Origin of the sequence: Kineosporia sp. A_224, assembly GCF_002198655.1 — a bacterium.
GTDB lineage: Bacteria > Actinomycetota > Actinomycetes > Actinomycetales > Kineosporiaceae > R-H-3.
Window position 1 is genome coordinate 1 of record NZ_MWLN01000097.1, and the last position, 26,546, is coordinate 26,546.

The window sequence follows — 26,546 nt, forward strand, 5'->3', positions numbered from 1 at the left end:
GGTCAGGGCGCTGGCCGCCACGGCCGCCGCCCTGACCCTCGCGGCGTGCGCCGGACGGCGCCGGGTCCGCCCCGGGCACGGTGACGACCGCCACGCCGACCCCGGCACCGACGACGGCGCCCGCCCCGAGCACCATTCCCGCACCCACGACGACGCCCGCGACCCCGGCGGCGACGACCCCGGTCCCGGCGGGCGGCGCCACGCCGGCCCCCTCGTGGCTCGGCCGCCGGGTGCTGAAGCTCCGCAAGGACGGCTACGGCGTCATGGGTCCGACCCCGCCGGAGTTCGACCCGCGGAACATCGCCACCGTGGACACCCTGCCCCCGCCGGCGGGCGGCACCTTCCGCTCGACCGTGACGGCGGTGCCGGCCTCGGTCGTCGCCCGCTCCACCTGGGGTCCGGGCTGCCCGGTGACGCTCGAGGACCTGCGGTACGTGACGGTCTCGTTCGTCGGCTTCGACGGCCGGCCCCACACCGGCGAGCTGCTCGTGAACAAGGCCGCCGCCCCCGCGATGGTCCGTGTGTTCAAGAAGCTCTACGCGGCCCGGTTCCCCATCGAGCGGATGGTCGTCACCACGGCCGAGGAGCGTGACGCGCCGCCGACCGGCGACGGCAACACGACCGGGTCGTTCAACTGCCGGTCCGCGGCCGGGACGACGCACTGGTCGCAGCACGCGTACGGGCTCGCGGTCGACGTCAACCCCTTCATGAACCCGTACATGAAGGGCGGCATCACGCTGCCCGAGCTCGCCGGCACCTACCGGGACCGCGCCGACGTCCGGCCCGGGATGATCACCCGGGGCAGCCCGGCCGCGCGCGCGTTCGCCGCGGAGGGCTGGGGCTGGGGCGGTAACTGGAAGTCCCTCAAGGACTACATGCACTTCTCGCGCAACGGCACCTGACGGTCGGACGACGAAGCCTTGACGACGAACGCCCGGACGACGAAAAGGGCCCGCCTGGGCGGGCCCTGCTCTCGTGCTGGCTACCGGTGGACACGGTCGGCGGCGAACGTCGGGGGCCGTCGCCGCCGACCGTGGTCTATTGGGCGGGTCACCCGGGGTCGCTGCGCTCGACCCCGGGTGACCTCGCCTTCCCTACCCCACCCGGTAAACGTTCTGTGAGTGGAAGATTACTGACGGCGACCCTTTCTGCCAAGCAGATCCCCGAACTTTTTTCACTCGGCGTGTCGTCACGAACACGAAGCGTGTGCAACTGTGCTCAGAATGGGCATCGGGGACCGCCCGCGGACGTCCACAGTTCCCCCACGACTCCGGGAGGTCCGTCCCGCCGGAACGGACGTACAGTCGAGAGGTGAGGCTCTCCCGCTGGCTCGTCCCCGCAACCGTCACCGCCGTCGTCGCCGGCGGGGTCGTCGTCTCGTCCGCCGCTGCCGGCGGCGCACCCGACGTCCCGGCCCGGACGGCCGCCCAGGTGCTCGCGCTGGCCGCGACGTCCGACGTCCAGGCACTGTCCGGGACCGTCCGGACGCGCGCCGACCTCGGGCTGCCCGCCCTGCCCTCGCTCGGGGGCACGGGCGGCGGTGCAGCAGGAGGGGACGGCGGGGACCCCGCGAGCGGCTCGGGCGCGGACCCGCAGGCCGTCCTCACCCGGCTCCTCACCGGCCGGACGACGCTGCGCGTGTGGCTCGACGGCCCGCAGCGCCAGCGCGTCCAGCTCCTCGACACGTTCGCCGAGGTCGCGTTCGTGCACGACGGGCGTGACGTGTGGACCTTCGACACCGGTGCCGCCCGCGGCACCCACTACATGCTGCCCGACGAGGCCGCCGCCCGTGCGCTCGCCGAGCAGGGCAGGGCCCGGGCCGGCGCCGGGCGCACGCCCGCCACCGGCACCCCCGGGGACGCCCTCGCGTCGATGACCCCGCAGGCGCTCGCCGACCTCGTCGTCTCCCGGCTCGACCCGACGACCGCCGTCACCCTCGACCCGCCGCAGACCGTCGCCGGCCGCGCCGCGTACACGCTCGTCGTCGCACCGAGGACGGACGCGACGCTCGTCGACCGGGCCGTCCTCGCCGTGGACGCCGCGACCGGCCTCCCGCTGCGGGTGCAGGTCTACGCCCGCGGGCAGTCCGAGGCCGTCCTCGAGAGCGGCTTCGCCGACATCGACTACGCCCGCCCGGCCGCGAGCCGGTTCGCGTTCACCCCGCCGAACGGTGCCGACGTGACGACGAAGACCGTGCCGCTGCCGAGCGCCGCGGACCTGCCGTCGGTCAAGGGCCCGGCCGCGCGACCGGACGGCTCGTCGAAGGGCTCGTCGAAAGGCATGTCGAAAGGCATGTCGAAAGGCATGTCGAAAGGCATGGACGCCGCACAGCGACCTGACGTCCGCGTCGTCGGCTCCGGGTGGGCCGCCGTCCTCGTCGCGAAGCCGTCCGCCGCAGCGGGCGCACCGGACGTCGCCTCGCTCCTCGCGAACCCGCTCGTCACCCAGCTGACGACCCCGGTGGACGGCGGCCGCGCCCTGCGCACGGCGCTGTTCAGCGTGCTCGTCACGGACGACGGCCGGGTGCTCGTCGGCGCGGTGCCGGTGGAGACGCTCGTCGCCGCGGCCCGCTGAACCGGGCCGTCAGGCCTGCCGGCGCGAGTAGACGCCCCGGTTGAGGTCCGGGTCGTACCGCGGGTAGAAGACGACGATCGTCTTGCCGCCCGCACTGCCTGCGCCGAGGAGCAGGTTCCCGTACGACGAGGTGCTCAGCGCCGTCGTGGACCACGTCGTGCCGGAGCGCTGGGTGACGACGATCTGGGCCTCGCTCGCCCTCGTCCCCACCGCATGTCCGCTGTAGACGAACGTCAGCTTCCCGCCGCTCGTGAACATCCGCAGCCGTGGCCATCCGCCGCCGGGCAGACCGGGCACCGAGGTCCGGACCCAGGAGCCGGTGGCGTTGTCCTGGTAGACGACCTTGTAGTCGCCGGTTGCCGTCCGCTCGAGCCAGGAGATCCGGGTGACGCCGGACGACCAACTGATCTGCGGCGAGATCCCGCCGCCACCCGAGCGCACGACGTAGCGGATCCACGTCCCGTCGGCCTTCGTCCGGTACCGGACGATGATGCCCGCCTCGAACGGCGGCGGTTGCGCGATGACCATGGCGACCGACCCCGTGCCGGTCCGGGCCAGCGACGGCTGCCATCCGAAGACGGCGGGCATGGTGGCCGGCAGCGACGGGACGAGGTTCTGCTTGGTGAGGGTCTTCCCCCAGAGAATCGCGCCGTTGTTGACCGTGTAGGCGACCCAGTACTTGCCGCCCGACACGAGCAGCGCCCCGCTGTGGAGGAAGTCGTCGGCCGTCGCCGCAGTCGCCGCGCGGATCGTGATCTTGGTCTGTACGCCGGTCGTGTGGTTCCGCTTGAGGAGCATGACCGCACCTCTGCCGCTCTCCGGCTCGTACAGCGCGAAGTACGACGTCCCGTCGTCGGCGAAGGCGACGGGGATCCCCTTCACCCCGGTGCGGATCTTCGAGTAGATGGTGCCGTTCCCTGTGAAGAGGACCAGCTCGGTGCCGGTCGCCGTCGTCTCGCACCGCATGACGCCACGGGTCACGCCGGTGGACGACGTCTGGGTCCAGCCGTCCAGGCACTTGGCCCCGATGAGCACCCGCGCCTTGAACGCGCCCACTGCGGCCGACGCCGACGTCGCGCTCACCGCGATCGCGACCGCCGATACCCCCGCCACCAGTCCTGCGACGACACCACTGCGCCTGAGCCTCATCCGACGTCCTCGTCCCGCGCGCGACCGGGCCTGGCGCCCATGATCGAGTGCGCCGAGTATGGAGGTTCGGTGCGGGCCCGCGCGAGGGAATCCCGAGGTCGCCCTCCCCCGACGTAGCCTGACCGGGTGACCGACCTCGCGATCCGTACCCGCGCACTGACCAAGCGCTTCCGGCGGCACGCGGCGGTCGACGGGATCGACCTCGTCGTCCCGCGCGGCAGCGTCTACGGCTTCCTCGGGCCGAACGGCTCGGGGAAGACGACGACGATCCGGGTGCTGCTGGGTCTCGCGGGGGCGACCGACGGCGAGGTCGAGGTGCTCGGCCGCCCCATGCCGACCGACCTGCGCGCGGTGCTGCCCCGGGTCGGCGCGCTCGTCGAGGGCCCGGCGTTCTACCCGTTCCTGTCCGGTGCGTCGAACCTGCGTCGGTTCGACGCGGCCGACGCCGGCGCCTCGCGCCGGAGCCGGGACGCCCGGGTGGCACAGGCGCTCGACCGGGTCGGGCTCTCGAACGCCGCGGGCAAGAAGGTGCGCGCCTACTCCCTCGGGATGAAGCAGCGGCTCGGCATCGCGGCGTCCCTGCTGCGCCCGCGGGACCTGCTCGTGCTCGACGAGCCGACGAACGGGCTCGACCCGCAGGGCACCCGCGAGGTCCGCTCGCTCGTGCGGTCGCTCGCCGCCGACGGCACGACGGTGTTCGTGTCGTCGCACCTGCTCGCCGAGGTCGAGCAGATCTGCTCGCACATCGGGGTCATGAGCGCGGGCCGGCTCGTCGCGCAGGGCACGCTCGACGAGCTCGGCGGCGCCGGCGGCTCCCGGGTGCGGGTCACGACACCGGACGGCGCGGACGCCGCGCGGGTGCTCACCGGCCTCGGGCTCGGCGCACCGGACGTCACCGCGGACGCCGTCGTCGCGGCGGTCCCGGTGCAGCTCAACGGGTCTGCGCCCGCCCCCGAGGACGTCGTCGCCGCGCTCGTCGCGGGCGGCGTCCGGGTGCGCGGGTTCACCGTCGAGCACGACAGCCTCGAGGACCGCTTCGTGGCGCTGACCGGGGAGGGCTTCGACGTTGTCCGCTGACACGGGACCGACGACCACGCAGGACCGGCCCGACCCCGTCGGTCCCGGGGCCCCGCCCCGCGGCCGCACCGGCGGGCTCTTCGCCTCCGAGGTGCTCACGCTCTTCCGGCGCCGCCGCACCCAGGCGATCCTCGGCGTCCTCGCCGGCGTCCCGATCCTCATCGCCGTCGCGGTGAAGCTGTCCTCGGCGCCGCGACCGGGCGAGGGCCCGCCGCTGCTCGACCGGGTGACGCAGAACGGCCTCTTCGTCGGTGTCACCGCGCTCGTCGTCTCCGTGCCGCTGTTCGTGCCGCTCGCGATCGGCGTCGTGGCCGGCGACACGATCGCCGGCGAGGCGAACCTCGGCACCCTGCGCTACCTGCTCCTCGCCCCCGCCGGCCGCACACGGCTGCTCGCCGTGAAGTACGCGTCCACGGCGGTGTTCTGCTTCGCCGCGACGCTCACCGTCGTCCTCACCGGGGCCGTCGTCGGCGGTGCGCTCTTCGGCCTGCGGCCGGTGACGCTGCTCTCCGGCGACGCCGTCTCGGTGCCCGAGTCGTTCGTGCGGGCGCTGCTCGTCGCCGCGTACGTGAGCGTCTCGATGCTCGGGATGTCGGCGATCGGGCTGTTCGTCTCGACCCTCACCGAGATCCCGGTCGGGGCGATGGCGGCGACCGTCACGCTCGCGGTGACGTCCCAGATCCTCGGCGGCATCCCCCAGGTCGACTGGCTGCACCCGTACCTGTTCAGCCACCACTGGCTGGACCTCGGCGACCTGCTGCGGACGCCGGTCGTCTGGGACTCCTTCGTCGCCAACGGCCGGCTCCAGCTCGCGTATGTCGCTGTCTTCACAGCTCTCGCGTGGGCCAGACTGACGACGAAGGACGTCCTGTCGTAGGTCGACCTGTCGAGCGCGTCGTCGTGGGGGGAACCGTGGACGAGCAGACCGAGCGCGTCGCCGCCGGGGTGGCGGACTACCTGGAGCACGTCGTCGAGGCGGTCAGGGAGGGACGCCGCGCGGGGACGCCGCTCGCGCGGGCCGTGGGCGAGCACCTCGGCACGGAGGCGGGCCAGGTCCCGGTCGTCACCCACCGCGTCGACCGGCACCAGCACGTCAACCTCGACGTCGCGCTCGAGGCGCTCGTCTCCGAGCACGGCGGCGGCACGGTCATCGGGGTCGGCGGCGGCGACCAGCGCCACCACTCGTCGTTCAGCGGCATGCTCGAGGAGTCGGGCAGATGGGGCTCCTTCACCGTCGGTGCCGTCGAGCGGGTCAGCCTCCCGACCGGGCCGCACAGCCAGCGCGAGGCGGTGTCGTTCGGCGTCCACCTGTTCCGCTACCGCGGCACCCCGGTCGCCGTCCTCGAGTCCGTCGGCGAGGAGCGGTTCGGCGGCGTCGGGGCGACCCTCCAGGTCGCCGCCGCCGAGGGCGTCGCGCAGGACATCGTCGCCGACGTCCGGCGGCTCGTCGTCGAGCGCAGCGTCTTCCGCGGCCAGATCCTCACCCTCGGCAGCGGCGACGACGCGTACACGCCGAGCGTGGGCGGGATCGGCTTCCACCCGCGCCCCACGCTGACCCGGCAGGACGTCGTCCTGCCGGCCGGCTCGCTGGAGCGGGTCGAGCGGCATGTCGTCGGGACGGCGCAGCACCGCGACGTCCTGCGCGCCGCCGGGCAGCACCTCAAGCGCGGCCTGCTCCTCTACGGCCCGCCGGGCACCGGCAAGACCCACACCGTGCGCTACCTGCTCGGCCACCTCGAGGGGGTGACGACGGTGCTGCTGTCCGGGACGTCCCTGCGGTTCGTCGGGGAGGCGGTCGAGCTGGCGCGGGCGCTCGAACCCGCTGTCGTCGTGCTCGAGGACGTCGACCTCGTCGCCGAGAGCCGGGACCTCTCCCCCGACGCGCAGCCGCTGCTGTTCACCGTCCTGGAGGCGATGGACGGGCTCGGCGGGGACGCCGACGTCGCCTTCGTCCTCACCACGAACCGGGCCGACCTGCTCGAACCCGCTCTCGCGCAACGCCCCGGCCGCGTCGACCTCGCGGTCGAGGTGCCGCTGCCGGACGACGCGGGCCGCCGCGCGCTCGCGGGTCTCTACGGGCGTGACCTGCCGTTCGGCGACGAGGTCCTCGAGGTGGTCGCCGCGCGGACGGCGGGCATGACGGCCTCCTTCTTCAAGGAGCTCGTCCGCCGTTCGGTGCTCGTCGCCGCCGAGGCCGGCCACCCGGTGACGGACGACGACCTGGGCACCGCGCTCGACGAGCTCCTCGACGAGCGCGAGGCGCTGACCCGCTCGCTGCTCGGCGGCGCCGGCGGGCCGGCCGCGCCGCAGGGGCCCGGGGCGGGCCCGTACGCGCGACCGTTCGGGGTGCCGGCGGAGCCCGACGGCGGCCTCTACCTGTAGGCCGCGTCGCTCAGCTCGTCGGCGCCGCCGTCGGCCGGCCCGTCGGCACCGAGATGCCGCAGGCCTCGAGCGCCGCCTTCGTCGCCGGGTCGTCGAACAGCTGCCCCATGCCGGGGCCGCCACCAGGGCCGCCGTCCGCGCCCGGCGTCGGCATGGCGGTGATGACGTCGCCGTCGGGCGCGGTGAACTTCCCGTCGGCGCCCTGAGTCACGCCGCCGCCGGGACCGCCCGCGGGCGGGGTGCCGTTGCCGGTGGGTGCGCCGGACGGCATGCCGGACGGCGTCGGGAGCGAGATCCCGGCGGCCGCGAGGCACTGCTGGATCTTCTGGAAGTCCGCTCCCCGGTCGCCGGCGCCGCCCTGGCCGGGGGCCGCCGCCGCGTCCGTCGCCGTCACGGTCCTCGGGCCGCTCGCCGTCGTCGACCCGGCCGCCGCCGTCGTCGTCGCGGTCGAGCCGCCGCCGCAGGCGGCGAGGAGGGCGACCGCGGCGACCCCGCTCACGGCCGCGGCGAGCAGGGAGGGGACGCGAAGGGTCCGGGTCGTGGTGCGGGCGGGTGCGTTGCTCACGAGAGCTCTCCTGCTGGGTGTCGGTGGGGATCGGTCGTCGGGAGTCGTTGCTGCGTCAGGGTTCACGAGGCCTTCCGGGCGGTCACAGTGGTCGCGGTCACCGCTGTGGCGGAGCGCTTCGTCCCGACCACGGAGACCGTCATGCCGGCCGTCACGCCGCCCAGGCCCGGTGCGGTCACGGTGGCGGTCGCCGGGACGGTGACGGTCACGCGGGTGCCGGCGAAGTTCTCGACGACGAGCGTCGTGCCCTCGACGGACCTCACCGTGCCGACGACGACCGGGGCCGCCCCGGCCGCCGTGGCCGCCGTCCCACCGGTGCTGCCAGGGCCGCCGGTGGTCTGCGCCGTCCCTGTCCCCTGGCCGGCCTGGTTCGCTCCCCCGGCGGCCGCCCCCTCGGGGAAGCCCGCGCCACCGGGGAAGCCCGCGCCACCCGGGAAGCCCGCGCCACCGCCGGGGAAGCCCGACGGCAACCCGCCGGCCGCGGCCGCGCTGCCGGTGGACCCGCCGAGCTCGCGCTGCACGAGCGCCCCGGCGGTGAACGTGCACGCCGCGACGACCGCGACGGCGAGGACGACGGTGAGCCGGTTCGTGCGGCGCCGGGGCGCCCAGTCCGCGTCGAGGAGGTCGTCGTCGTCCCGCTCGGGTGCGGCGGCCGCGCCGTCCGCCTCGCCGCTCTCGCCGCCGGCGTCACCGTCGCCCACGGTCTGCGCCGTCACGTCGTCCGGCGCCGGGGCGTGGAACCAGTCGGGATCGTCGGTCCGTGTCGTCATGGCTCGTCCGATCACTCGTAGCGGAGGGCTTCGATGGGCCGCAGCGAGGCGGCCCGGTTGGCGGGGTAGAGCCCGAAGAACAGGCCGGTGCCGACGGCGACGCCGAAGGCGAGCACGACGGAGGACGCCGACACGACCGGCTGGACGCCGACGATCTCGAAGCGGCTGCCGACGAGCCCGACGAGCACGCCCATGAGGCCGCCGAACAGGCTGAGCAGCACTGCCTCGAGGAGGAACTGGCCGACGATGTCGCCGCGCCGGGCGCCGATCGCCTTGCGGATGCCGATCTCCCGGGTCCGCTCGGTGACGGTGACGAGCATGATGTTCATGACGCCGATCCCCCCGACGAGCAACGAGATCGCGGCCACCGAGGCGAGCAGCACGGTGAACGTCTGCGACGTCGACGTCACCGCGCTGAGCAGGGAGGTCGGGTTCTGGACCGAGTAGTCCGCCGTCGCGCTCGTGACGCGGTGACGGCTGTTGAGGACGTCCTCGATCTCGGCCTGCGCGGTCTCGACGGAGTCGGCGTCCTTCGCCTGCACGGAGATCGCCGAGAGCGAGCCGTACCCGGTGAGGGTGTCCTGCACCGCGGTGAGCGGCGCGAGCACCCGGTCGTCCTCGTCCTGCGGGCCGGTGCTGCCCTTGTCGGTGAGGACGCCGACGACGGTGAACGCGATCCCGTTGAACTGCACGGTCTTCCCGACGACGTCGAGGCCGTCGCCGCCGACGAGATCCTCCGCGACGCTGGAGCCGACGAGGGCGACCCGACGGCGTGAGGTCCAGTCCTCGGCGGTGAGGGTCTCGCCCTTCTGCACGCTGTCGTCGTTGATCGTCAGGTAGCTCGGGCTCGTCCCGAGGAACGAGCTCACGGTGTGCGTCGCGCCGTCGTACGTCGCGGTCACCGAGGAGGCCGAGACCCGCGGCGCGACACGCAGCACGTGAGGTGCGAGCGTCGCGTCGGCGATCGCCGCGGCGTCGTCGAGGGTGAGCTCGGCGGTCCGGGTCTGGGTGCCGCTGCTCACCCCGCCCGGGCCACCGCCGCCGAAACCGGGGAAGCCGCCGAAACCGCCGGCCCGGCCGCCGGTCCCGCCCTGGGACGCCTGCACCGTCAGGGTGTTGCTGCCGAGCCGGCTCAGGGACTCCGTGACCGCGGCGCTGGAGCCGTTGCCCACCGCGACGAGGACGATGACCGCCGCGACCCCGATGAGGATGCCCAGTGTGGTGAGCGCCGTCCGCATCGGGTTGGCGGTGACGCCGCGGACGGCGAACCGCGCGCTCTCCCGGACGTTCACGCCGCGCCGCCCACGGCCACGTGGGTGCCGCGCGGCGCCCGCCGCTCGTCGCTGACGATCCGGCCGTCCCGGAACCGGATCACCCGGTGCGCCCGCTCGGCGACCTCCTCCTCGTGCGTGATGACGAGGATGGTCCGGCCGCCGGCACTGACGTCGTCGAACAGGTCGAGGACCTCGGCCGTGCTGCGGCTGTCGAGCGCGCCGGTCGGCTCGTCGGCGAGCAGCAGGACGGGTTCGGTGACGATGGCGCGCGCGATCGCCACCCGCTGCTGCTGGCCGCCGGACAGCTCCGAGGGCAGGTGGTGGCCACGGTCGGCGAGGCCGACCCGGGCCAGCGCCGCGGCGGCCCGCTCCCGCCGCTGCGCGAGCTTGACGCCGGCGTACGCCAGCGGCAGCTCGACGTTGCTCTGCGCGCTGGTGCGCGGGATGAGGTTGAACGACTGGAAGACGAAGCCGATCTTCCGGTTGCGCACCAGGGCCTGGCGGCCCTCGTCGAGGCGGCGGGTGTCGACGCCGTCGAGGAGGTAGCGGCCCCGGGTCGGTACGTCGAGGCAGCCGACGATGTTCATGAGCGTCGACTTCCCCGAGCCCGACGCCCCCATGACGGCGACGTACTCCCCGCGCTCGACGACGAGGTCGACCCCGGCCAGCGCGTGCACGGCGGTGTCCCCGGCGCCGAAGACCTTCGTCACGCCGCGCAGGTCGAGGACGGGCCGGGGCACCCGGCCGCCGGTCACGGCCGGCCGCCCGGGGCGCCGCCGACCCCGCCGACGCTGCCGAGCCCGGGGCCGCCCGCCCCCGGGAACCCGTTGCTGCTGATCGAGCTCGCGCTGGAGGTGAGGACGACGGTCTGGCCCACGGTGAGCCCGCTGGTGATCTGCACGCCGCTGTCGCCCTCGATGCCGACCTCGACGGCGACCCGCTTCTCGGTGCCGTTGTCGAGGACGGTCACGGTGCTGCGGTTGCCCGTCGTCGTCACCGCGCTCGCCGGCACGACGATCGCGTCCTCGGCGCTGCCGGTCGTGATGCTCACGCTGACGCTCGCACCGAGCCTGACGCCGTCCGGCACCTCGTCGAGGGTGACCGTCACCGGGTAGGTGACGACGTTGCTGCTCGTCGTCCCGCTCACGGAGACGTTCGTGACGGTGCCGGCGACCTCGGTGTCGGTGGCCGACAGCGTGACGGTCGCCGCCTGGCCCTTCTCGACGTCCGCGGCGTCGGCCTCGGCGACGCTCGCGGTCACCTGGAGATCCGTGAGGTCGGCGAGCTCGATGAAGCCGGACGACCCGGTCGACGTCGTGGCGCTGCTCCCGGTGGAGGTCGCACCGGCGGACGACGCGCTCCCCGACGAACCGGCCGACGAGCTGCTCGAGCCGACCGTGTCCCCGACGTCCGAGGCGATCGACAGCACGGTCCCCGCGTGCGGGGCGACGAGCGTCGTGTCGTCGAACGTCTCCTGGGCCTCGTCGACGGCGGCCTGCGCGTCGGCGACGCTGCTGCGCGCCTTGGCGAGGTCGGCCGCGGTCGGGGAGTCGGCGTTCTCCGCGGCGCTGAGCTTCTGCAGCTCGTAGGTGTCCTGGGCGCTGGCGAGCGCCGTCCTCGCGGAGTCGATCGCGTCGTCGTCCTTGGCGAGAACGCTTGTCCGGGTGGCCTTCGCGGCGCTCACCGCCGCCGCGGTGCCGGTGCCGCGGGCCAGCGCGGCCTGCGCGACGGCGACGAGGGCGTTCTGCTTCGTCAGGTCCGAGGCCCGGGTCGACCGGGCGGTGGCGAGCGTCTTCCTCGCCCGGGTGACGGCGGCGGCCGCGTCGGAGACCGAGATCTCGTCGCGCTTGCGCTGGCTCGCGCTCTGGCCGTCCGCGGTGTCCGTGTAGGCCGCCTGCGCCGAGAGCAGCGAGGCCTTCGCGCTCGCGAGGCTGCGCTCCGCGGCCGCGGAGTCGATCCGCGCGAGCCGCTGGCCCTTCTTCACCGTCTGACCGGCCGTCACGTAGACGTCGGTGATGGTGCCGGACGACGAGAAGTCGACGGTCGACGAGGCGGCGCTCTCCAGGTTGCCGCTGCCGGTCACGGTCGCGGTGAGCGTTCCGGTGCGCACCGTCGAGGTGCGGCTCGTCGTCGTGGTCTGCGCCACCGGTGAGCCCTGCACCGTGTACCAGGCGCCGCCGCCGGCGGCGAGGAGGGCGGCCGCCAGCCCGGTGTTCAGCCAGAAGGTGGGCGGACGCTTCACCGCGGGACACTCCTCTCCTCACCGCTGCCACCCCGGGCCCGGCCCGGTCGTGGAGCGTTCGCGGCACCCTGCGTGCCCCGACGACGCCGAACGTCCCAACGGGTTCTGGGAGAAACCTGGGAACCGGCGCCCGGATACCTGCAGGCTCGCCCGGCGGGCCCGGAGGCCACCCGGTCGGCGCAGCGCCGGGCCCGGTTCACAGCCTCTGGTCGTAGAGGAGCCCGTTCTCGAGGACGTTCGCGAGTGCCCCGCTGTCGACGCCCTTGCTCGCCACGAGGTCCGACAGGCTCGTCCCCGACCGCAGCTCGTCGAGCAGGCTCGTGGAGTCGGTGCCGAGGAGGGAGGCGAGCGAGTCCAGGGTCGTGCTCTGCGTGGAGGTGAGCGAGTTCGCGAAGACCCCGGTGCTGTCGTCGTCGTCATCGTCGCCGGGCGGCGGGCCGCTCGTGGCGTCACGGTGACACGTNCCGCAGGGTGCGCGCGGCCCGCCCGGACCACGCCCACCCTGCGGGCCGCGCGCACCCTGCGGCGGGCGCAGCGCCTCGACGCCCTTCGTCGTCGTGGCCTTCTCGACGATCGCGTCGACATCGGCGCTGCCCCGCAGCTGCTGGGGCATGTTCGCCTTGAGCGCGGTGACCAGGTCGTCGTGCGACATGCCCTGGTCGGCCGCGAGGTCGTCGAGGCTCTTGCCGCTCTTCAGCGCCGTCATGACGTCGCCCGCGCTCATCCCGAGCGCCTTCGCCGCGTCCCGCAGCAGTCCGCCGCCGCCGTGCCGCCCACCGCCCGCCTGCTGGGTCCCGCTCGTGCCGGAGACGGACACGCTCCACCCGGAGCCGCCGCCGAGGGACATGGAGCTCATCGTTCCCACCGCCTCTGCCGACCGACCTTCGGTCACAGGCAGGACGTCGGCGCCCGCCGGCGCAGGCTGCAGCGTCCGCAGCAACCCTGGAGCAGATCCACAGGCTGCGGATCCGCTCCGGGAGCAGGTGTGCCCGTCAGACCTGCTCGGAGTGCCGGTGGAACTCCAGTCGGTACCGCCGGACGGCGCCTGTGCGCGCGATCTCGGCGGCCGCCCGGCGGGCGAGCACCAGCGAGAGCACCGCGAGCGGCAGCTCGACGAGCAGCGCGGCCGCGACCGCCTCCGCGAGCCGAGGTCCGCCCGGCGACGTCATGACGTCGAACCAGGCGTCGACGACGAGCAGCGCCGCCGTCGCGCTCGCGATGTTGCCGAGGAACGGCGAGCGCCTGTACGCCAGCCACGCCGTCCGGCCCAGCGCCACGGCGAGGAGGACGTCGAACCCGACCCAGGCGGTCCGGTAGTTCGCGCTGACCATCCGGTCCGGCAGGGTCTGGGCGAGCAGGACGATCCACGGCACCATGAGCGCCGCCATGCCGAGGTAGACGGGGGCGATCCACCAGCCGGGGCGTCGACCTGCGAGGGCGTCCATGACGTCAATATCGCGCACGTGCCAACGGTCCGCACGGCACCGCACGCCGGCCGGCGGCGCCCGACGAGCGCTCAGGCGACGGCGAGCACGAGCAGCGCCACGTCGTCCCGGTCGCTCGCGAACTCGACGACCTCCTTGACGACCCGGTCGGCGACCGCGTCGGCGACGAGGGACGCCGCGGCCGCACCGGTCCGGCCGCGCAGCCCGGCGGCCGTGCCGCCGAGCACCTCGGCGAGCCGGACGTCGCCGAACTCCTCTCCGTCCCGGCGCGCCTCGGTGACCCCGTCGGTGTAGGCGAGGAGGACGTCGCCGGGGGCGAGGTCGACGACGACCTCGTGGATGCTCACCTCGGGCAGCAGCCCGAGCACGGTGCCCGGCTCGCCGACCGCGAAGACCGACCCGTCGGCCCGCCGCACGAACGGTGCCGGGTGCCCGCCGAGCGAGATCGTCAGCCGGACGCCGGTCACCTCCCCGGGCGCCGGGGCCGCCGTGATCCGGCCGTAGACGACGGTGCAGAACCGCTCGAGGTCCTCGCCCGGCTCGAGCGCGAGGTTCAGCTGCTCGAGCACCTGGCGCGGGGACCAGCCCTGCGCGCTCAGCGCCCGCACGGTGTACCGGGCCGTCGAGGTGACGATCGCGGCCTCGACGCCCTTCCCCGACACGTCGCCGAGGACGAACGCCCACTCGCCGCCCGTCGCCGGGTGGACGTCGTAGAAGTCGCCGCTGACCTGGCTGCCAACCCCGGACGGCAGGGACCGGGCGGCCAGCCGCAGGCCGGGGACGTCGGGCAGCCGGGACGGGCGCAGGCTCGCCTCGAGCGTCTCGGCGAGCCGGGTCTGCTGGTCGAGGAGCTCGCGCAGGTGCCGTTCGGTGCGCACCCGCGCCGAGACGTCGCGCAGGACGGCGAGCCGGCCGGTCTCGGCGCCGTTGCGGTCCAGCAGCGAGGTGAGGACGAGCGAGACGTCGGTCCGCCGGCCCCCGAGGTCCTTGAGGACGACCTCGTCGCGGGTCGTCGTCCCGGGGATGTGCGCGTCGAGCGCGGGCGCGAGCGCCGGGACGAGCTCGTCGAGGCGGCGGCCGACGACGCGCGAGCGGCGGTCCCCGACGAGGACCGCCGTCGCGGGGTTGGTGTCGACGACCCGGCCGTACGCGTCGAGGACGACGACGCCGTCCGTCATCTGCTCGACGACGACTCCGCGGGCGACCGGCACGAGGTCGAGCAGCCGCAGCCGGAAGAAGCCCCAGAAGAGGACGACGGCGGTGAGGACGAAGGCGAACGGGGTCGGGTCGACGTCCCCGACGATGATCCCGGCGTTGAACAGCACGTTGACGAGCATCGGCAGCGCGGTCGCCACGACGATGGCGGACGCCTGGCGGCGGTACGGCTGCGCGATCCGCACGAGCCGGGTCGACAGCACGACGACGCAGATCGCGACGCCGACCCAGGTGTAGATCGCGTGCGGCCAGAAGAAGGTCCCGGCGTCCGGGATCGGCCGCTCGCCGCGCAGGCTCGCCGCCGCCGCCTTGGTCGAGTAGCGGTGGAACGAGTCGTGCCAGGCGGGGACGGCGAGCAGGGTGAGGACGGCGACCGGCTCGATGCACAGCAGGGCGAGCCGGGAGCGGGTCAGCCGCCGGGCGCCGGTGTACTCGTCGACGAACCAGGCGAGCCCGGGCAGCACCGCGACGATGCCGACGAACTTGAGCCCGGACCAGACCTTGTTGATCTCCAGGGTGTCGGTGACGAGCTCCATCGCGTAGCACGTCGTCCAGACGAAGACCGCGAGCGAGAGCGCGACGAGGCCGTGGCCACCCGCCGCGCGGCGGTAGCGCCACACGTACCAGGCGAGCGCCAGGTAGCCGGCGGCGCCGACCCCGAACACCACACCCAGGACGATGGAGAAGGACACTCTGGCGGAAACCCCCCGGGTACACCCGCGTGCGGCGGGATCGCGTGGGACACGACGCTACGCCAGGCACGGACGGCAGAACAGGCCCGAACGTCCATTCCTGTGATTGAACCATGACAGATCGTGCTCGCCCGGGACAGCGCTTCGGGATGACGATCTCTCTCGGTAGCTCCCCCGGCGGCCGGCCCGGGCCGCTCTCCCCTGCGGCCGGCCGGACCGGCGCCGGCCCGGTCAGCCCGCGATGATCCGCGCGGCGTCCGCAGGACGGCCGAAGTGGTAGCCCTGCGCCTGGTCGCAGCCGATCTCCCGGAGCCGGCGCGCCTGCCGCGGCGTCTCGACCCCCTCGGCCGTGACGAGCATCCCGTGCGCGTGCGCGAGGTCGACGATCGCGGTGACGACCGCGTCGGCACGCTGCTCCTCGCCGACCGACTGGACGAACGACCGGTCGATCTTCATGAAGTCGAGCTCGAACCGCTGCAGGTACCCCAGGGCCGAGTAGCCGGTGCCGAAGTCGTCGATCCCGACCGGGATCCCCGAGCCGAGCAGCTGGCGCAGCGCCCCCTCGCCCCCCGGCAGCGCCGCGAGGAAGCTGCGTTCGGTGAGCTCGACCTTGATGTCGGTCGCGGAGATCCGGCGCTGGCGGACGGCGTCGAGCAGCCCACGGATGGCCCCCGGATGCTCCATCGACCGGGCCGACACGTTGACCGACAGCCAGGGGGCCTCCTGGCCGGCCGGCACCTGGGACGCCCACCGCTCGACCTGCTCGATCGCCGTGTCGATGACCCAGCGGTCGAGGTCGACGACGAGCCCGGTCTCCTCGGCGACGTCGATGAAGACGTCGGGCATGAGCAGGCCGTCGCCGCTCTCGTCCCGGATCCGCACGAGCGCCTCGGCGCCGACGACCCGGCCGTTCGCGAAGTCGATGATCGGCTGGTACTGCAGCGTGAGGCGGCCGTGCTCGAGGGCGCCGCGGAGCAGCCGCTCGGCCCGCAGCCGGGACTGCGAGCGCGCCCGGAGCGCCTCGTCGTAGACGACGAACCGGTCACGGCCGGAGTCCTTCGCCCGGTACAGCGCGAGCTCGGCCTCGGCGAGGAGGTCCTGCGGCGAGACGGCGCGACCGGACGTCGAGGTGATCCCCAGGCTCACCGGGCACACGAGGAGCTCACCGGAGTCGGGCAGCACGTAGGGCATCCGCAGGGCGTCGGTCACCGCCTCGGCGAGCCGCCGGACGGCGAGCATGCCCAGGCCCGCCGTCGGCAGGACGACGAACTCGTCGCCGCCCATCCGCGCGACGAGGCCGCCGTCCGGGACGACCGCGGACAGCCGGCGGGCGACCTCGAGGAGGAGCCGGTCGCCGACGTCGTGACCGAGCGAGTCGTTGACCTGCTTGAACCGGTCCACGTCGAGCAGGAGGACCGAGACGTCGACGCCGGGCTCGGCGAGCATCTCGGTGACGCGCCGCTCGAAGGCCGCGCGGTTGGCCAGGCCGGTCACCGGGTCGGTCGCCACGAGCCGCTCGAGCCGCACCCGGTCGCGCACCTGGCGGGTCACGTCGACCGCGGCGCCGTGCACGAGCGGCGAGCCGGGCGTGCCCTCCGCCCACGCCTGGACGTGCCGGATGGCGCCGTCGGCGCCGATGACGCGGAAGGTCTCGCCGTGACCGCCGGTGCGGTCGAGCGCGCCGAGGTCGACCCGGCGGACCTTGTCGAGGTCCTCGTCGTGGACGAACCCGTGCCAGTGCGCAAGCGTCGGGGAGATCTCGTCCGGCTCCAGCCCGACGAGGCGGAACATCTCCGGGGACCACTCGAGCTCACCGTCGTGCAGGCTCGCGCCCGGGCGCCAGGACCACAGGCCCGCTCCGGTCAGCTCCCGGACGGCGCGCAGGTGCGCGCCGACGTCGGCGAGCCCGTCGGCGTCGTCCTGGGAGCCGTCGCCGGGGACGGCCGCGGGCGACGGGCCCGCGGCACCGTCGGTCGCCGGGCCGGGCACGAGGGGCGTGACGTCGGCGACCGCGCCGACCGCGCCGACGAGGCCGTTGCGGTTGCGCTGCAGGTCGCCCCAGAGCTGGACGACGCGGACGTCGCCGTCCCGGCGGCACAGCCGGAACGTGCACGACAGGGCAGTGCTGCCGGGCCGGGCCAGCGCGGAGCGGACGGTCTCCTCGACGAGGGCGACGTCGTCCGGGTGCACGAGGGCCCGGAACGCGCCGAGCACCCGGGGCCGGCCGGCCGGCATGCCGGTGAGCTCCTCGGCCGGCTCGCTGAGCGTCGCGAGGCCGGTCGCGGCGTCCCACTGCCAGAGCCCGAGCGACGGGAGCGCGGGCAGGGCGACGGGCGGCTCCGGGTCCGGGGTCGTGCTGCCGTCCGGCGGGGCGGCCGGGTCCTCGGGGGCGTCCGAGGCGGCCCGCTGCTCGGGGACGACGTCCCGCCGGACCGTGAGGTCGCCGACCGAGCGCTCGTCGTCGGAGACGTCGACGTGGCCCGACCGGTCGCTCGGGCCGCCGGTGCCGGCGGCGTCGTCGCCGCTCCGGGCGGGGCCGGTCCGCGGCACGGCCGCGAGGACGAGCGTCGCCTCGGCGTCCCGCTCGGTGTGCCGCTCGGTGCGCGCGGGCGTCGGGCGGGGCGCCGGACCGGGAGCGGACACGCTGACCTCCACCGGTGCGGCCCGGACGGCCGCCACCGCCTCGGAACCGATCTCGGCGACGGCCACGTCGACGACGGCCGGCGGCCCGACGGTGTCCGGGATCTCGACGACGGTGACGCGCCGGAGGACCGCGGTGCTCTCGTCAGGGGTGCGCGGGGTGACCCGCTCGGGCAGCGAGGTGAGCAGGACCTCGGCCGCGACCTCGGCGACGAGCGTCACCGTGTTCTCGTCGACGCCGTCGAACCAGTCCGGCCGGTCGGCCGTGAGGGCCACGACGCCGACGACGGTGCCGTGGGCGGCGAGCGGCACGGAGAGCATGGAGCGGGCGGGCGGGCAGCAGGTGGCGTCCGGGGCGCCGGCGCCGACGGCGGCGGCGTCCCCGACCCGGACCGGGCGACCGGTACGCAGGGCCTCACCGCAGATGCTCGTCGTGGTCTCGACCCGCACCCCGAGCGGCAGCCGCCCGTCGCCGGTCGCCGCACGCCGGACGAGGTCGCCGTCCTCGAGGAGTGCGACCGTCGCCGGGGCGTCGACGAGCTCGGAGACCGCGTGGACGAGGCGGTCGAGCACGACGTCCGTCCGGCCGGCGGCGGCGCGGATCCGGTCCTGGGCGGCACCGACGCCGGTGACCCAGGAATGGCCACCGGGCCCCGTGTGCACGCCGGAGCGAGACCGCTGGGGCGACGACACGGGGAGCACCTCCGGGATTCACTGGCCTCTCGACGCCCCCGCGCCGCACCGCGCGTGACGGCCCATCGGAGACCGAGTCACTCAACGCAGTGCGATGACAGCATGCCGTGACGGCGGGCCCCAGGTCGCGCGACACTCGCGAAGTCTGCGAACAGTCCTGTGACGTCCGGCATGACCTGCGGCACGAGGCCGCGGACGGCGTCCCACGGCCTGTGCCGGCACACCCCGGCCGCACGCGCGCGGGGGCCGGCCGGCCCTCCCGGACCGACCGCCCCCGCCTCGTGCGCCGCCGGCTACAGGTGCGGCTCGTCCCCCGCACGGGTGCGCAGCACCGTGAACCGGCGGCCCGTGATCCGGGCCGGCGTGAGCTTGACGAAACGCTCCTTGGGCGAGGCGTTCCACGGGAAGAGCGGCAGCTCCTGCGCGTGGTAGAGGTCGTCGAACTTCTCGAGGTTCTCCGCATGACCCTTGACGACGACGCTCCACGCGCGGCCGTGCTCGGGCTCGTAGCCGTCGACCTCGAAGGCCACCCGGCCCGCCATGACGATCTCGACGAGCTTGGTCCCCTCCGCGGTGCGGAAGAGGATCGCCCCGTCGTCCACGGCGAAGTTCAGCGGGAAGATGTCCACGTCGCCGGCGACGGCGATCGCGAGCCGCCCGACCTCCGCGGAGGTCAGGAGCTGCCAGCACTGCTCCGGCGAGAGCACCTCGATCGCCCCGGTCTCGCGGGCGACCGCGTCGACTCCCCCGGTGGACGGGGTCTGTGCCCCACGGGTCGTCTGTTCCATACGGGAACCGTGCCACCGACCCCCGACGGCCTGCGGGGGGCGAAAGTCCCTCGACGGCGTGCGGTGGCTCACTGGGCGGCGGCCGCCGGGGCCGCGGCGTTCAAGCGCTCCCGGGGCCGCGACCCCGAGTGGGAGCACGTGCCGACCGGCGTCCCGCACAGCGCGACCCGCACCGGGGCGTCCGAGAACGGCGTCGGGGTGCCGGCGAGGCCGACGACGACCCCGACGACGTCCAGGCCCGCGGCGCCGAGGCCCACGGTCCCGGAGACCACGCCGACGCCTGCGACGCCGACCCCGGCGCCGGCGGCCCCCGCGACCGCGGGCGACGCCGTGGCAGAGACCGTCACCGAGGAGCGCGTCGACGAGGCCCCCGGCCACGAGGTGCTCATCGACGAGACCTCGACCGAGTCGTCGACCGACCGCACCTGACCTGACCTGTTTCCCCGAGGGCCCCGGCACGACGCCGGGGCCCTCGGTCGCTCCCGCGCGACGCCGCAGATCGCTACCGTCCGGGGATGGCCCGCCTGTCGCGCCGCCCCGCGATCGACCACGAGCTCGACGAGGACCCGCCGCTCAGCACCGAGCAGCGGCTCGCCGCGCTGGCCCCGGGCGTGGCCGTCCTGCGCGGGTACCAGCGGCGCTGGCTGCGGGCCGACGTCTTCGCCGGGCTCGCCGTCGCGGCCTACCTCGTGCCGCAGGTCATGGCGTACGCGGCGATCGTCGGCGTCCAGCCGGTCGCCGGGCTGTGGACGGCGCTCGCGGCCGCCGTCGTCTACGCCCTGCTCGGCTCGTCGCGGGTGCTCTCGGCGGGCCCGGAGTCGACGGTCGCGCTCATGGCCGCCGCGACCGTCGCGCCGCTCGCGCACGGCGACGCCGCCCGGGCCGCCGCCCTCACCTCGGGCCTGTGCCTCGTCGTCGCGGCGTGGTGCCTCGTCGCCCGGGTCGCGCGGCTCGGCGTCGTCGCGGACCTGCTCTCGCAGCCGCTGCTCGTCGGCTACCTCGCGGGCGGCGCCGTCCTCATGGTCGTCGGCCAGCTCGGCCGGATCACCCGCACCGAGGTCGACGGCGAGAGCATCGTCGCCCAGGTCGGGTCGTTCGCGCACGTCGTCGGCGACACGCACTGGCCGACGGTGCTCGTGTGCGCGGGCACGCTCGCGCTGCTGCTCGGCGTCCAGTGGCTGCGGCCGAGCTGGCCCGGGCCGCTCGTCGCCGTCGCCGTCGCGACCCTCGTGAGCGTCGTCGCCCACCTCTCGGACGCGGGCGTCCGGGTCGTCGGGTCGGTGCCGTCCGGGCTGCCGCGCCCGCAGCTCCCGGCGATCGGCACCGCGGACCTGCAGACGCTCGCGATCGCGGGCCTCGCCGTCGCCGTCGTCGCGTACGGCGACAACACGCTCATCGCCCGCGGCTTCCCCGCCCCGGCGGACGACGACGGTGCTCCCCGCCCGGAGACCGACCCGCAGCAGGAGCTCCTCGCGCTCGCCGGCGTGCACGCGGCGGCGGGGCTCGTCGGCGGCTTCCCGGTGTCGTCGTCCGGCTCCCGGACGGCGCTCGCGATCGCCGCCGGTGCCCGCACCCAGGCCTACTCGCTCGTCGGCGCCCTCGTGGTCGTCGTCGTCCTCTTCGCCGCCGGGCCGTTGCTGTCCGGGCTGCCGGCGGCCGCGCTCGGGGCGGTCGTGCTCTACGCGGCGAGCCGGCTCGTGTCGTGGCGGGAGTTCGTCCGGCTCGCCCGGTTCCGCTCGACGGAGCTCGCCCTCGCGCTCGCCTCCCTCGTCGGCACGGTCGTCTTCGGCATCCTCACCGGCGTCGCCGTCGCCATCGCGCTGAGCCTGCTCGAGATGGCGAGCCGGCTCGCCCGCCCGCACGAGGGCGTGCTGGGGCGGGTGCCGGGGCTGGCCGGGATGCACGACGTCGACGACTACCCGGACGCCCAGACCCTGCCGGGCCTCGTCGTCTACCGGTACGACGCCCCGCTGTTCTTCGCGAACGTCGCGGACCTGCGGCGGCGCGCGCTGCGCGTCGTCGAGCAGGAGGACGCCGCCGACCCGGAGCACCGGGTGCGCTGGTTCGTGCTCAACGTCGAGGCGAACGTCGAGATCGACATCACCGCCGCCGACGGCCTGCGCGACCTGCACGCCGACCTCGCCGCCCGCGGCGTCCGGCTCGGCCTGGCCCGGGTGAAGAACGACCTGCTCATCCCGCTCGGCCGGGCCGGGCTCGACGAGCTCATCGGGGCCGACATGCTCTTCGCGACGCTGCCTGTCGCCGAGGAGGCGTACCTGGCGTGGGCGCAGGCGGAGGACGACGTCGGCGCGGGACCCACCGGCCCGGACGACGACGCGCAGTAGGGTGACCGCCTCCGACGGCCGACGGGCCGCCCGGCCCGCGAAGGGGACGACATGGCGACGCAGCACACCCGCGACGTGGAGCTGCCCTACCCCTACCCGGTCGTGCTCGACGCGGTCGCGCGCTCGGCGCCGACCGCCGGCATCACGGTCAACACCGTCGACCCGGCGCGCGGGATGGTCTTCGGCGTCCGCTCGATGTCGGTGTTCTCGTGGGGCGAGAACGTGACGATGCAGCTCGGCCAGACGGCGCCCACGGCCCCGACCCAGCTGCGGATCACGTCGGCCCTGGCCTTCGGCCTCGTCGACTGGGGGCGCAACCGCAAGAACGTCGACGCCGTCCTCGCGGCGCTCACCGCGTTCCTCGACCAGCACGCCGCGGCGTCCCGCCTGGGCTGAGGTCACGCACCCCCGGCGACGTCGACGACCACCTTGCCCCGGGTGTGCCCGGCACCGATGGCAGCCAGCGCCGCGGGGACGTCGTCGAGCCCGATCCGCCGCCCGACGAACGGGCGCAGCCGCCCGGCGTCCGCGTGCTCCCAGAGCACCCGCAGGTCGTCGGCGGACCGGGTCGCGGTGAACTGGACGAACCGCTGCGGCCGGCCCGCGAACCGCAGGCGCCCGGCGACGATCCGGCCGAGCGGGTCGATCCACGGGTTCGCCTTCGGGCCACCGACCATGACGTAGCTGCCACCGGGCCGCACGACCCGGCGGCAGACGGCGAGCGGGCGGGTGCCGGCGGCGTCGACGACGAGGTCGTAGCCCGGCCCGTCGGTCCAGTCCGCCGCTGTGCGGTCGACGACCTCGGTCGCCCCCCACGAGCGCACGAGGTCGACGTTGCCGGTGCTGCACACCCCGGTGACGACGGCCCCCATGGCGACGGCGAGCTGCACCGCGTACCCGCCGACGCCGCCGGCGGCGCCGACGACGAGCACGGTCCGGCCGGCGACCGGCCCGCCGTGGTCGCGCAGCGCCTGGAGCGCGGTGGTCCCGGCGAGCGGGATCGCGGCCGCCGCGTCGTCGGGGAGCCGGTCGGGCAGGACGGCGACGCTCGTCGCGTCGGCGACCGCGTACTCGGCGAAGCTGCCCGAGGCCATCCCGGCGACCCGGTCGCCGACGGCGAGCCCGGCGACGCCCTCGCCCAGCGCCACGACGCGGCCGGCGACGTCCGCCCCCCGGACCGCCAGGCCCGGCCGGCGCAGGCCGAACAGCAGCCGCATGAAGTAGGGCCGGCCCGTCGTGAGGTGCCAGTCGTACGGGTTGAGGGCGGCCGCCGAGACCCGCAGGAGCACCTCGCCGGCCCCGGGCGCCGGGGTCGGGACCTCACGGACGCGCAGCTGCTCGGGCGGGCCGTAGCGGTCCTGGACGACGGCGCGCATCGTCGCCGGGACGCCGGGCGGCAGGGCCGGTCCCAAGTCGTACGTACGGTGTACGTCAGTCATGGTGGCGAGCCTATACGTACACCGTACGTTCCACAAGGTCGGGCGTACGCTGTACGCATGACGACAGCGCCGGTCCCCGAAGGTGCGCGCACGCCGCTCAGCCGGGCCCGGATCCTGGCCGCCGGCGTGGAGCTGGCCGATGCCCAGGGCCTCGCCGGCCTGAGCATGCGGCGGCTCGCCGCACACCTCGGCTTCGAGGTGATGTCGCTCTACAACCACGTGGCGAGCAAGCAGGACCTGCTCGAGGGGATGCTCGACCTCGTCGCCGCCGAGGTCGACCTGCCCGATCCGGGCACGGTCGGCTGGCGGGACGCCACCCGCGCCCTCGCCGTCGCCCAGCACGCCGGCCTGCTGCGGCACCGCTGGGCCGGTCCGGTCTCGACCGACCACTTCCCGGGCCCGAACCGCTGGCGGATCATGGAGACGACGCTGGCGCTGCTCGCCGCCGGCGGGTTCGACGGGCACCTGCGCGACCTCGGCTACCACGCGATCACGCTGCACATCGGGGGCTTCACGGCGCAGCAGATCGCCTACGAGACCGACGGCGGGTCCACCGACACGATGTACGCGCGGGTCGACCGCGAGCTGGACGCCGCCGCGCACCCGCTCATGGCCGACCACATCCGCTACCACCGGGACCCCGGCCACACCCCCGGCGAGCGGCCCGACGAGTTCCGCTTCGTGCTCGACCTCATCCTCGACGGGCTCGAGCGGCAGCGGGACCTCGTCGATCCGCCGCGATGAGCCCGGCGCTCCCGACGGGTCTACCGTGCGACACCCGCCCGACCACCGAGGAGCCCATCGTGAGCGACACCCCCGCCGACGACCACCGCAGGGTCGCTACCCGGTTCACGGCGACCGTCCGCGGCGCCGACCCCGCCCGCTGGGACGACCCGGCGCCGTGCGAGGGCTGGGTCGCGCGGGACGTCGTCCGGCATCTCGTCACGTGGCTGCCGGCGTTCCTCGGGTCCGGGGCCGGCGTCGAGCTGCCCGCGGGCCCGTCGGTCGACGAGGACCCGGTCGCCGCATGGGTCGTGCACAGCGACGGCGTCCAGGCGCTCCTCGACGACCCGGCGACAGCCGCCCTCGTCGTCAAGAACCCGAACATCGGCGAGATGTCCGTCGAGAGGTGCGTCGCGATGATCTACACGAGTGACGTCTTCCTCCACACGTGGGACCTCGCGCGCGCCACCGGCCAGGACGAGCGCCTCGACCCCGACCGGTGCTCAGGGATGCTCGCCGGGATGCTCCCGATGGACGAGATGCTCCGCGGCAGCGGGCACTACGGGCCGCGGGTGCCGGTGCCGGACGACGCCGATCCGCAGACCGCGCTGCTGTCGTTCATCGGCCGCCGGGTCTGACCCGCCGGACGAGACGGACGACGGACGGACGACGACCGGACGGGCGTCAGCCCCGCCGGACGTCCGCCGCGGCCTCGACGGCGAGCGTGTCGACGAGGTCGTTCATCGCGTCGCCCGAGTGCCCCTTGACCCAGCGGAACGTGATGTCGGGCCGGTCCCGGACCTCCGCGATGAGCGGCTCCCACAGGTCGCGGTTCGCGACGGGCTTCTTCGCGCTGTTCACCCAGCCGCGGGCCAGCCAGCCCTTCCACCACGCGTCGCGGAAGCAGTTGACGACGTAGGTCGAGTCGCTGACGACGACGAGCGGGCCGTCGACGGCGAGCGTGCGGACCGCCTCGAGCGCCGCCTGGATCTCCATCCGCTGGTTCGTCGTCGCGGGCTCGCCGCCGCTGCCCTGCCGGCCGTCCTTCGTCGCCCAGGCCCACCCGCCCGGACCGGGGTTGCCCGAGCACGCGCCGTCGGTCCAGACCTCGAGCGCGCCCTCGGCCGCCGTCATCTCGCGGGCGTCCGGGCGGGGGCGGGACGACGACCGCGTCTTCGACCCGGACGACGCACGCGAGGTCGCAGGCTTCGCGTCGCCGACCCCGAGGTCGAGCGAGGACTGCTCCCCCGCGGCGCAGGCCTCGTGCACCCAGCGCCCGCCGGACTTCACGATGGGGGCACCGACCGGCACGGGCGAGGAGCACAGCGCGCAGGACGTCGGGAACTTGGCGGTGAGCGGCACGCGGACACCTTACGGACACCGGGCCCGGCGGCACGGCAATGACGGCGATGACGGCGGACGGCGTCCCGACCTTGGGTCAGCCCCTCACCACTCGATCCCCTTCTGGCCCATCTGACCGACGTCCATCGGGTGCTTGATCTTCTGCGTCTGCATGACGAGGTCGGCGACCTCGACCAGGCGCGGGTCGGCGTCCCGGCCGGTGACGACGACGTGCTGGAAACCGGGGCGGTTCGCGAGGGTCTCGACGACGTCGTCGACGTCGACCCAGCCCCAGGTCATCGGGTAGGTGAACTCGTCGAGCACGTAGAAGCCGTGCTGCTCGGCGGCGAGCCGGCGCTTGATCTCCTGCCAGCCCTCGAGGGCGTTCGCGGCGTGGTCCTCCTCGGTGCCCTTCTTGCGGGTCCACGACCAGCCCGCGCCCATCGAGTACCACTCGACGGGCGCGCCCTGACCGGTGCTGTCGTGCACCGCTCCGAGCGCACGGAACGCCTCCTCCTCGCCGACCTTCCACTTGCCGCTCTTGACGAACTGGAAGACCGCGACCGGCATCCCGAGCGCCCAGCCGCGCAGCGCCATCCCGAACGCCGCCGTCGACTTGCCCTTCATCTCACCGGTGTGGACGGCGAGCACGGGCCGGTTGCGACGCTCGCGGGTCGTCAGGCCGTCGTCGGGGACCGTCGCCGGGCGGCCGGGCGGGGTGGCGTCGGTGGTCTGGTCCTGCGTCACGGGATCGGTGCCTCTCGTCTGCTCCGGCGGGGCCACCGAGCCTAGGACGCGCAGGACGGCGGCGGCGCCGCAGGTTCGCGGTGCCGCCGCCGTCGTGGTGGTGAGCGGAAGCGGTCAGGCGACCCGGCAGGTGAGGCTCGGCCAGGTCCAGTTACCGCCGTGCTGGACGGTGAACCCGAAGGTGTTGCCGTTGCCGTTGGGTCGGGCCGTCATGACGTTGCCCGAGGAGTCCCACGTCGGGGTCATGTTCCAGGTGGCGATGACCCGCTGCGGCGAGCGCACCGTGACCGTGACGATCCAGTTCGAGCTGCCGGTGACGGTCACGTTGCCGTTGAAGCGGTCGCTCCACTTCTGGCCCTCGGAGTAGGTCGCGGTGCAGGTGCCGCCACCGGCCGGGGGCTGCGTCGAGGTCGGCGTCGGGGTGGGCGTCGTGGTCGGAGTCGGG

24 protein-coding genes and 2 pseudogenes are annotated in these 26,546 nt (G+C 74.7%); 9 read left to right on the plus strand and 17 right to left on the minus strand.

The genetic code is table 11. The features are described from left to right. Positions 1–202, minus strand: a pseudogene (locus tag EDJALFJO_RS35420) (hypothetical protein); the annotation flags it as partial. A gap of 28 nt (positions 203–230) precedes the next feature. On the opposite strand from EDJALFJO_RS35420, the gene EDJALFJO_RS07735 reads away from it, so the two are divergent. After that, entirely contained in the window at positions 231–902 is a 672-nt protein-coding gene (locus EDJALFJO_RS07735; protein ID WP_233149742.1) for a M15 family metallopeptidase, read from the plus strand. A 409-nt stretch (positions 903–1,311) separates the two neighbouring features. Beyond that, complete coding sequence (locus EDJALFJO_RS07740) at positions 1,312–2,574, plus strand: hypothetical protein (protein WP_088283847.1); 1,263 nt, start codon at positions 1,312–1,314, stop codon at positions 2,572–2,574. Positions 2,575–2,583: 9 nt separating this feature from the next. Here EDJALFJO_RS07740 and EDJALFJO_RS07745 read toward each other — a convergent pair whose 3' ends face one another. After that, complete coding sequence (locus EDJALFJO_RS07745; protein ID WP_143448367.1) at positions 2,584–3,723, minus strand: hypothetical protein; 1,140 nt, start codon at positions 3,721–3,723, stop codon at positions 2,584–2,586. 126 nt (positions 3,724–3,849) lie between these two features. On the opposite strand from EDJALFJO_RS07745, the gene EDJALFJO_RS07750 reads away from it, so the two are divergent. From EDJALFJO_RS07750 to EDJALFJO_RS07760, 3 genes are read left to right on the plus strand one after another with little or no spacing between them, the layout of a single operon-like run. After that, complete coding sequence (locus EDJALFJO_RS07750) at positions 3,850–4,800, plus strand: ABC transporter ATP-binding protein (RefSeq protein ID WP_088283852.1); 951 nt, start codon at positions 3,850–3,852, stop codon at positions 4,798–4,800. Further along, a complete protein-coding gene (locus EDJALFJO_RS07755) occupies positions 4,790–5,677 on the plus strand; it encodes an ABC transporter permease (RefSeq protein WP_088283855.1) in 888 nt (295 codons plus the stop codon). The genes EDJALFJO_RS07750 and EDJALFJO_RS07755 overlap by 11 nt, the downstream gene beginning before the upstream one ends. A 35-nt stretch (positions 5,678–5,712) precedes the next feature. Further along, a complete protein-coding gene (locus EDJALFJO_RS07760; protein ID WP_088283858.1) occupies positions 5,713–7,182 on the plus strand; it encodes an ATP-binding protein in 1,470 nt (489 codons plus the stop codon). A 10-nt stretch (positions 7,183–7,192) separates the two neighbouring features. Here the strand turns inward: EDJALFJO_RS07760 and EDJALFJO_RS07765 are convergent, their stop codons facing one another. The 11 genes from EDJALFJO_RS07765 to EDJALFJO_RS07815 form a co-directional block, all read right to left on the minus strand. Continuing rightward, a complete protein-coding gene (locus tag EDJALFJO_RS07765; protein WP_088283861.1) occupies positions 7,193–7,747 on the minus strand; it encodes a hypothetical protein in 555 nt (184 codons plus the stop codon). A 62-nt stretch (positions 7,748–7,809) separates the two neighbouring features. Continuing rightward, positions 7,810–8,517, minus strand: coding sequence for a hypothetical protein (locus EDJALFJO_RS07770; RefSeq protein ID WP_088283864.1), 708 nt, complete (start codon positions 8,515–8,517; stop codon positions 7,810–7,812). An 11-nt stretch (positions 8,518–8,528) separates the two neighbouring features. Then, a complete protein-coding gene (locus EDJALFJO_RS07775) occupies positions 8,529–9,809 on the minus strand; it encodes an ABC transporter permease (protein ID WP_233149743.1) in 1,281 nt (426 codons plus the stop codon). Next, complete coding sequence (locus EDJALFJO_RS07780) at positions 9,806–10,546, minus strand: ABC transporter ATP-binding protein (protein WP_233149744.1); 741 nt, start codon at positions 10,544–10,546, stop codon at positions 9,806–9,808. Before EDJALFJO_RS07780 ends, EDJALFJO_RS07775 begins: the two co-directional genes overlap by 4 nt. Beyond that, positions 10,543–12,033 (minus strand): efflux RND transporter periplasmic adaptor subunit, encoded by a 1,491-nt coding sequence (locus tag EDJALFJO_RS07785; protein WP_088283867.1) that lies wholly within the window; start codon positions 12,031–12,033, stop codon positions 10,543–10,545. The genes EDJALFJO_RS07780 and EDJALFJO_RS07785 overlap by 4 nt, the downstream gene beginning before the upstream one ends. A 196-nt stretch (positions 12,034–12,229) precedes the next feature. Then, a partial coding sequence (locus EDJALFJO_RS35425; protein ID WP_233149745.1) for a hypothetical protein occupies positions 12,230–12,496 on the minus strand: 267 nt, incomplete at its 5' end. A 529-nt stretch (positions 12,497–13,025) separates the two neighbouring features. Next, the gene (locus EDJALFJO_RS07795; RefSeq protein ID WP_143448369.1) at positions 13,026–13,496 is read right to left on the minus strand and encodes a hypothetical protein; all 471 of its coding nucleotides are present in this window, start codon (positions 13,494–13,496) and stop codon (positions 13,026–13,028) included. A 53-nt stretch (positions 13,497–13,549) separates the two neighbouring features. Beyond that, on the minus strand, positions 13,550–15,385 hold the full coding sequence (locus EDJALFJO_RS07800; RefSeq protein WP_143448370.1) for a histidine kinase N-terminal 7TM domain-containing protein: 1,836 nt from the start codon (positions 15,383–15,385) through the stop codon (positions 13,550–13,552). Between the two features lie 231 nt (positions 15,386–15,616). Further along, positions 15,617–18,718 (minus strand): EAL domain-containing protein, encoded by a 3,102-nt coding sequence (locus tag EDJALFJO_RS07805; protein ID WP_143448371.1) that lies wholly within the window; start codon positions 18,716–18,718, stop codon positions 15,617–15,619. A gap of 293 nt (positions 18,719–19,011) precedes the next feature. Then, a complete protein-coding gene (locus EDJALFJO_RS07810) occupies positions 19,012–19,506 on the minus strand; it encodes a pyridoxamine 5'-phosphate oxidase family protein (protein ID WP_088283880.1) in 495 nt (164 codons plus the stop codon). Positions 19,507–19,574: 68 nt separating this feature from the next. After that, a complete protein-coding gene (locus EDJALFJO_RS07815) occupies positions 19,575–19,853 on the minus strand; it encodes a hypothetical protein (RefSeq protein ID WP_088283883.1) in 279 nt (92 codons plus the stop codon). Positions 19,854–20,021: 168 nt separating this feature from the next. Between EDJALFJO_RS07815 and EDJALFJO_RS07820 the strand changes: the two genes are divergently transcribed. Together EDJALFJO_RS07820 and EDJALFJO_RS07825 are read left to right on the plus strand one after the other, a co-directional pair. Beyond that, entirely contained in the window at positions 20,022–21,851 is a 1,830-nt protein-coding gene (locus EDJALFJO_RS07820; RefSeq protein WP_088283886.1) for a SulP family inorganic anion transporter, read from the plus strand. Positions 21,852–21,902: 51 nt separating this feature from the next. Continuing rightward, a complete protein-coding gene (locus EDJALFJO_RS07825; protein ID WP_088283889.1) occupies positions 21,903–22,247 on the plus strand; it encodes a hypothetical protein in 345 nt (114 codons plus the stop codon). A 2-nt stretch (positions 22,248–22,249) separates the two neighbouring features. Here the strand turns inward: EDJALFJO_RS07825 and EDJALFJO_RS07830 are convergent, their stop codons facing one another. Continuing rightward, a complete protein-coding gene (locus EDJALFJO_RS07830; protein WP_198950103.1) occupies positions 22,250–23,290 on the minus strand; it encodes an NAD(P)-dependent alcohol dehydrogenase in 1,041 nt (346 codons plus the stop codon). A 57-nt stretch (positions 23,291–23,347) separates the two neighbouring features. Here EDJALFJO_RS07830 and EDJALFJO_RS07835 point away from each other — a divergent pair, with 57 nt between their 5' ends. Beyond that, positions 23,348–24,034, plus strand: a complete 687-nt coding sequence (locus EDJALFJO_RS07835; RefSeq protein ID WP_088283891.1) for a TetR/AcrR family transcriptional regulator — start codon at positions 23,348–23,350, stop codon at positions 24,032–24,034. A 59-nt stretch (positions 24,035–24,093) separates the two neighbouring features. Next, positions 24,094–24,651, plus strand: a complete 558-nt coding sequence (locus EDJALFJO_RS07840) for a TIGR03086 family metal-binding protein (RefSeq protein WP_198950104.1) — start codon at positions 24,094–24,096, stop codon at positions 24,649–24,651. Positions 24,652–24,697: 46 nt separating this feature from the next. Here EDJALFJO_RS07840 and EDJALFJO_RS07845 read toward each other — a convergent pair whose 3' ends face one another. The 3 genes and pseudogenes from EDJALFJO_RS07845 to EDJALFJO_RS07855 all read right to left on the minus strand — a co-directional run. Beyond that, positions 24,698–25,375: a ribonuclease H gene (locus EDJALFJO_RS07845; protein ID WP_198950105.1), complete on the minus strand. Its 678-nt coding sequence runs from the start codon at positions 25,373–25,375 to the stop codon at positions 24,698–24,700. A gap of 84 nt (positions 25,376–25,459) precedes the next feature. Beyond that, entirely contained in the window at positions 25,460–26,101 is a 642-nt protein-coding gene (cobO, locus tag EDJALFJO_RS07850; RefSeq protein WP_088283896.1) for a cob(I)yrinic acid a,c-diamide adenosyltransferase, read from the minus strand. Positions 26,102–26,215: 114 nt separating this feature from the next. Next, a pseudogene (locus EDJALFJO_RS07855) lies at positions 26,216–26,546 on the minus strand (1,4-beta-xylanase); the annotation flags it as partial.

Excerpts from the sequence above, each read along its gene's own strand:
- EDJALFJO_RS07810 (WP_088283880.1), bottom strand. The coding sequence starts at position 19,506 with ATGGAACAGACGACCCGTGGGGCACAGACCCCGTCCACCGGGGGAGTC.
- EDJALFJO_RS07825 (WP_088283889.1), top strand. The coding sequence starts at position 21,903 with ATGGCGACGCAGCACACCCGCGACGTGGAGCTGCCCTACCCCTACCCG.
- EDJALFJO_RS07830 (WP_198950103.1), bottom strand. The coding sequence starts at position 23,290 with ATGACTGACGTACACCGTACGTACGACTTGGGACCGGCCCTGCCGCCC.
- EDJALFJO_RS07835 (WP_088283891.1), top strand. The coding sequence starts at position 23,348 with ATGACGACAGCGCCGGTCCCCGAAGGTGCGCGCACGCCGCTCAGCCGG.
- EDJALFJO_RS07745 (WP_143448367.1), bottom strand. The coding sequence starts at position 3,723 with ATGAGGCTCAGGCGCAGTGGTGTCGTCGCAGGACTGGTGGCGGGGGTA.
- EDJALFJO_RS07770 (WP_088283864.1), bottom strand. The coding sequence starts at position 8,517 with ATGACGACACGGACCGACGATCCCGACTGGTTCCACGCCCCGGCGCCG.
- EDJALFJO_RS07820 (WP_088283886.1), top strand. The coding sequence starts at position 20,022 with ATGGCCCGCCTGTCGCGCCGCCCCGCGATCGACCACGAGCTCGACGAG.